Annotated in this window: 6 protein-coding genes; 2 read left to right on the top strand and 4 right to left on the bottom strand. The window is 60.1% G+C overall.

The window, feature by feature from the left end; all coding sequences use genetic code 11:
- Positions 1-141: 141 nt before the first annotated feature.
- From QZ522_RS17175 to QZ522_RS17165, 3 genes are all read right to left on the bottom strand, one after another.
- Entirely contained in the window at positions 142-669 is a 528-nt protein-coding gene (locus tag QZ522_RS17175) for a gamma carbonic anhydrase family protein (protein WP_294614460.1), read from the bottom strand.
- Positions 666-1307: a guanylate kinase gene (gene gmk, locus QZ522_RS17170; RefSeq protein WP_294614457.1), complete on the bottom strand. Its 642-nt coding sequence runs from the start codon at positions 1305-1307 to the stop codon at positions 666-668. The genes QZ522_RS17175 and gmk overlap by 4 nt, the downstream gene beginning before the upstream one ends.
- Positions 1308-1410: 103 nt before the next feature.
- Complete coding sequence (locus QZ522_RS17165) at positions 1411-2301, bottom strand: YicC/YloC family endoribonuclease (RefSeq protein WP_294614454.1); 891 nt, start codon at positions 2299-2301, stop codon at positions 1411-1413.
- A gap of 239 nt (positions 2302-2540) precedes the next feature.
- On the opposite strand from QZ522_RS17165, the gene QZ522_RS17160 reads away from it, so the two are divergent.
- The gene (locus QZ522_RS17160) at positions 2541-3212 is read left to right on the top strand and encodes a PAS domain-containing protein (RefSeq protein WP_294614451.1); all 672 of its coding nucleotides are present in this window, start codon (positions 2541-2543) and stop codon (positions 3210-3212) included.
- A 99-nt stretch (positions 3213-3311) separates the two neighbouring features.
- Here the strand turns inward: QZ522_RS17160 and QZ522_RS17155 are convergent, their stop codons facing one another.
- Positions 3312-4682, bottom strand: coding sequence for a class II 3-deoxy-7-phosphoheptulonate synthase (locus tag QZ522_RS17155; RefSeq protein ID WP_294614448.1), 1371 nt, complete (start codon positions 4680-4682; stop codon positions 3312-3314).
- A gap of 171 nt (positions 4683-4853) precedes the next feature.
- Here QZ522_RS17155 and QZ522_RS17150 point away from each other — a divergent pair, with 171 nt between their 5' ends.
- Positions 4854-5864: a GlxA family transcriptional regulator gene (locus tag QZ522_RS17150; RefSeq protein WP_294614445.1), complete on the top strand. Its 1011-nt coding sequence runs from the start codon at positions 4854-4856 to the stop codon at positions 5862-5864.
- Positions 5865-5888 lie beyond the last annotated feature (24 nt).

Here is a 5888-nt window from a genome sequence, read left to right as displayed (position 1 = left end):
TTATAAAACCCCTGCGGCATCATTCCGCTCCCGTCCGTTTTGATCTGCGCAGTCCCATTGGAACCACTTTAACTCCACGGCTCAAACCGCTTTACTGTAACGGTTCTATGACAGATCGATCCGATAAACGAAAAACCTGCGTTAAACTTCACGCAGGCCAGTATTGAAGCGTTTGGCATTCTCTTGGTAATGTATGGCTGACATGGTCAAGCCAGTGATCGCAGCCTCACCCAACTGTCGCACCACCTTGCCCGGCGCGCCCATCACCAGAGAATTATCCGGAATGACCTTGTTTTCTGTGATCAGCGCCCCTGCCCCGATAAGACAGTTCCTGCCGATCTTGGCCCCGTTCAGAACGGTCGCGCCCATCCCGATCAGACTGTTATCGCCGATGCTACACCCATGCAGCATGGCCTTGTGGCCGATCGTACAGCCCGCCCCTATGGTCAGCGGATAGCCCATATCGGTATGCATGACGGTATTTTCCTGAACATTGCTGCCCGCACCGATACGGATCACCTCGTTGTCGCCCCGCAGGGTGACTCCGAACCAGACCGATGTTGCGGTTTCAAGCACAACATTGCCGATCACATTGGCATCCGGGGCCACCCAGAAATCACCGTCTTCGGGGGTCTGCGGCGCATGGCCGTCAAGGGCGTATAGGGTCATCGTGTCTCCTCGAACTCGGTTTGCAACTTTCGCACATGATCGGTCAGCCCCGGCTGCTGGCTGCGCCGCAGGCGGGTGGCCTCGATGATGGTGATAAGTTTTTTCTCGGTGGCGTCCAGATCATCGTTGATCAAAACGAAATCATAGCCATCCCAATGGCTGATCTCGTCCCAGCTTTTCTCCATCCGCTTGGCAATCACCTCGGCACTGTCCTGCCCGCGGGTCTCGAGGCGGCGGTGTAATTCCCCGATCGACGGCGGCAGCAAAAAGATCGAGAGCGTATGCGGCCCCAATACCGAGTTGCGGATTTGCTGTGCCCCCTGCCAGTCGATGTCAAACAACACATCCCGCCCCGAGTCGATGGCGCTTTGCACCGCGCCCTTTGGGGACCCGTAGAAATTGCCAAAGACATGGGCATGCTCAAGCATCTCCCCGGCGGCCACATCGCGCTTGAACTGATCCTGCGTCATGAAATGGTAATCGCGTCCGTCAACCTCGCCCTCCCGCGGGGCGCGGGTCGTGGCCGACACCGAGAAAGCAATCGTCGGATCCCAGGCCCGCAACCTCCGCGACAGGGTGGATTTCCCCGCCCCTGACGGCGAGGAAAGAATAATCAAAAGGCCCCTGCGATCGTCCATTACACTCTCTCTTCCGATCCGGCGCGACGTCTGTCACGCGCTGTCTTTCATCTTTCCCCAAATACTCAACCCCGACCCCAGCCAGGGCCAGAGCGATCGCGGCTCATTCGATATTCTGCACCTGTTCGCGCATCTGGTCGATCACGGTTTTGAGGCCAAGCCCGATGGTCGTCAACCCGGCGTTCTGCGCCTTTGAGCAAAGCGTATTGGCCTCGCGGTTGAACTCCTGACTGAGAAAATCAAGCTTGCGCCCCATCGGCGAGCCCTCGGCAAGCAGCGCGCGCGCGGCCCCCACATGGGCGCGAAGGCGGTCGATCTCTTCGGTCACGTCAAGCTTGACCGCCATCATCGCAAGCTCCTGCGCGACGCGGCCCTCATCGACACCGTTCGCCGCCTCCATCACCCGGCCGAGCGCCGCACGAAAACTTTGCGACAGGTCTTCCTTGCGGGCCACGGCCACCTCGGCGGCCTGTTCGGTCAGCCCCTCTATCTCGTCAAGCTGCGCACTCAGGACCCGTTCCAGGGCGGCGCCTTCGGCCTGCCGCATCTGCAGGAATCCTTCCAGCACCGGTTCGAAATCGGCCAGCATGGCCTTGCAAAGCGCAGCGGTGTCCTGCGTGCCGCTACCGGTTTCAAGCAGGCCGCGCAATGTCAGAATATCGGCGGCATTGGCCGGGGCCAGCGACAGCCCGCGATCCATGGCGCGGGTCTCGATTGCGGCCATGGCGGCAAGCACATCCTCAAGCACCGCCTCGTTCAGGGTAAGCGCGCCGGCCCGCTCGTCGCTTTGCACCCGCAGCGTCAGCGAGACGTTGCCGCGCGTCACCGCCTTGCCAAGCCGCGCCCGCAGCCCGGTTTCCAGCCCCTCGATCCAGTCCGGCACCCGCAGGCGCAGATCAAGCCCCTTGCCGTTCACGCTGCGCAATTCCCAGGCCCAACTCTGCCCGTCGAGCGCGCCTTTGGACGCGGCAAAGGCTGTCATGGAATTCAGCATGCGATGATGGCTCCTGTGGTCGATGGGTCGTCCTGTCCTAGCCACTGGCCCGTCGCCTGGCAAGCACCGGGTCGCACCAGGACCTTTCCGGGAAGTTAACCAATCACGACGATTTTTAGACAAATCCAGGCACAAATGTGTCAAATTAAAGTCACAGTACGGTGGATCACACGTGAATTAAGGCAATCAGATGATCGTCAAGGACAGTGAAGGCCGATTTTGAACAAAGGTTTTGACAGATGCACGACGACGTAACGAGTTCAGTGGTCAACGCGCGACCCGGCACCGAAAGCGCCCGTCAGGGCGAACATATGCGCGCCTTTCGCGTCTATTGGAACAGCATGCGCAAGGGCCATGACGTGCCGCGCCGCTCTGATATCGACCCGCGCCGGATCGAGCCGCTTTTGTCCAATGCCTTTATCGCCGAGCAGATCGCGCCGGGCGTCACCCGGCTTCGGATCGCGGGCATGCATCTTAGCGATGTCATGGGCATGGAGGTGCGCGGCATGCCGATCAGCACCTTGATCGCTCCCGCTGACCGCGAGGCTTTCGCGCTCCATCTGGTCGATCTGTTCGACGGCCCTGCGGCGCTTCGCTTCGAGTTGCGCAGCAAGGTCAGTGTCGGACGCCCCGAAATGACCGGCACGCTTCTCATGCTGCCGCTGCGCAGCGATCTGGGCGACGTCTCGCGCGCCCTCGGCTGTCTTGTCACCCGCGGCCAGATCGGGCGCACCTCGCGCCGCTTTGAAATCATAAGCAGTCATGTCGAGCCGCTCGTCGCCGGGCGCGAGACCCACGCTATGCGCGCCCTGCCCGGTGGACTGGCGGGGCGGACAAGCCCACCGCGCGATGCCGCCGACCGCGTGCGCGAGCGCAAGGCCAGCCGCAATCACCTGCGCCTGGTCAAGTAAACCGGCGACCTTCCGGACCCATGACAAAGAAAAGGCGGCGCAGGATCATCCCCGCGCCGCCATTTTGTGTATTTAGAACAAATGCCTGGCTGCCTTAGCTTATCCTGCTTCGGCTTGTTGCCGCTCCACCCGAAGCGCCGACAGCTCTTCGGCGACCAGAAAGGCAAGCTCAAGCGACTGGCTCGCGTTCAGGCGCGGATCACAGGCGGTGTGATAGCGATCACTGAGGTTTTCGTCGCTCAGCGCGCGCATGCCGCCGGTGCATTCGGTCACGTCCTGACCGGTCATCTCGAAATGCACACCGCCGGGGATGGTGCCCTCGGTCTTGTGGGCGCCAAAGAATTCACGCACCTCGCGCAGCACCGATTCAAACGGCCGGGTTTTATAACCGGTGGCCGATTTGATCGTGTTGCCATGCATCGGATCACAGACCCAAAGCACATTGGCACCTTCGTCCTGAACCGTCTTGATCAGGCGCGGCAGGTTATCGGCAACCTTGCCGGCCCCGAAGCGAGCGATAAGCGTCAGGCGCCCGGCCTCGTTCGTCGGGTTAAGCTTGGCCAGCAAAAGCTTGAGGTCTTCGCTTGTCATCGTCGGTCCGCACTTGAGGCCGATCGGGTTCAGAACGCCGCTCAGGAAATCGACATGCGCGCCATCCGGCTGGCGTGTGCGGTCACCGATCCAGAGCATATGCCCCGACCCTGCCAGCCATTTTCCCGACGTGGAATCAAGCCGCGTCAGCGCCTCTTCATACTCCAGCAAGAGGGATTCGTGGCTGGTGTAGAAATCGACGGTCTTGAGCGTATGCGCCCGATCGCTGTCGATCCCGGCGGCAGTCATGAAATCGAGGGCATCGCTGATATGGTTGGCCATTTCGCGATATTTCGCGGCCTTCGCCGACTCGGTGAAGCCCAGGGTCCAGGCATGGACCTGATGCACATCGGCATAGCCCCCGGTCGAAAACGCCCGCAACAGGTTGAGCGTCGCCGCCGCCTGGGTGTAGGCCTGCAACATCTTGTCAGGGTTGGGAATGCGCGATTCAGGCGTGAAGGCCAGGTCGTTGATGATGTCACCGCGATAGCTTGGCAACTCGACACCGTTCACCACTTCGGTCGGGGCCGAGCGCGGCTTGGCGAATTGGCCCGCCATGCGGCCAACCTTGACCACGGGCACCTTGGCACCATAGGTCAGCACCATTGCCATTTGCAGCATTACCTTGAAGGTATCGCGGATCGCATCGGCGCTGAACTGTTCGAAACTTTCGGCGCAATCGCCACCCTGAAGCAGAAACGCCTCGCCGCGCGACGCCGCGCCCAGCTGTTTCTTGAGGCGGCGTGCCTCGCCTGCGAATACCAGCGGAGGATACTGCGTCAGCCGCGCCTCTGCCGCCGAAAGTGCGGCGGCATCGGTATAATCAGGCATTTGAATCCGCGGCTTGCTACGCCAATCCGATTTCTGCCATTGCGTCATTGTCTTTCTCCGCTTTGTCGAATTACAGGCTTCGTCTATACTAAGGCGCCCCACAAGAGACCATATAGGTATTGCAGTAATTCATGCAATTCACGCCCCTATGTCTTGTCAATAACGCTGTTTTCGTGACAGACCCGATAAACGGCACTTTCCAGCACGGATTCTAGCACCATGAAATCGAACACCACAAAGATCGAAGTCAGCGCGCCGAAAACGGCAAAGCGGTTTGTTTTTGTGTTGCTGGACAAATTCTCGTTGCTGAGTTTTGCCGCAGCAGTGGAATGTCTGCGCATTGCCAACCGGATGTCGGGGGCCAAACTTTATGAATGGGTTCTCACGGGCGATACAGACGAAACGGAAGATACGGTGAGCTGTTCGGCGGGCGCGCGGTTTCACGTGGATTTCCCGCTTTCGGAACTCAATCGCGAAGATGTTGTGCTATTGTGCAGCGGCGTGGATGTACAGGCCGCCACGACCAAACGGATCCTGAACTGGGTTCGGCGCGAGGCGCGGCGTGGCATCAAGACGGGCGGGCTGTGTACGGCGGCCTATGTTTTGGCCAAGGCCGGCCTTCTCGATGGCAAGCGCGCCACGATCCATTGGGAAAACCATGACAGCTTTCTTGAAGAGTTCGAGGATGTGCATCTGACCAAGTCGGTCTTTGTGGTCGATGGCAACCGGATGACCACGGCGGGCGGGACATCCTCGATCGACCTGATGTTGAATATCATCGCCGATGATCACGGTGAAAAGCTTGCCAATGCGGTGGCCGATCAATTGATCTATTCGTCGATCCGCACCGATCAGGACACGCAGCGCCTGTCGGTACCGACACGGATCGGCGTGCGCCACCCCAAGCTGAGCCAGGTCATCCAGATGATGGAAAGCAATATCGAAGAGCCGATCAGCCCCTCGGTTCTGGCCAAGGATGTCGGCATGTCGACCCGCCAGCTTGAGCGGCTGTTTCGTCGCTATCTGAGCCGCAGCCCCAAGCGCTATTACATGGAACTGCGACTGCAAAAGGCACGCAACCTGTTGATGCAGACGGATATGACGGTGATCAACGTGGCGCTCGCCTGTGGTTTTGCCAGCCCTTCGCATTTCTCGAAATGCTACCGGGCGCATTACAACACCACCCCCTACCGTGAACGCGGCGCGCAGGCCTCGCGGCTTTCGGTCTGAAGGTCGGGCGCGCACCTGTGGGGG

The organism is uncultured Roseovarius sp., from assembly GCF_913054395.1.
Lineage (GTDB): Bacteria > Pseudomonadota > Alphaproteobacteria > Rhodobacterales > Rhodobacteraceae > Roseovarius.
This window is presented reverse-complemented; position numbering and strand designations above follow the sequence as displayed.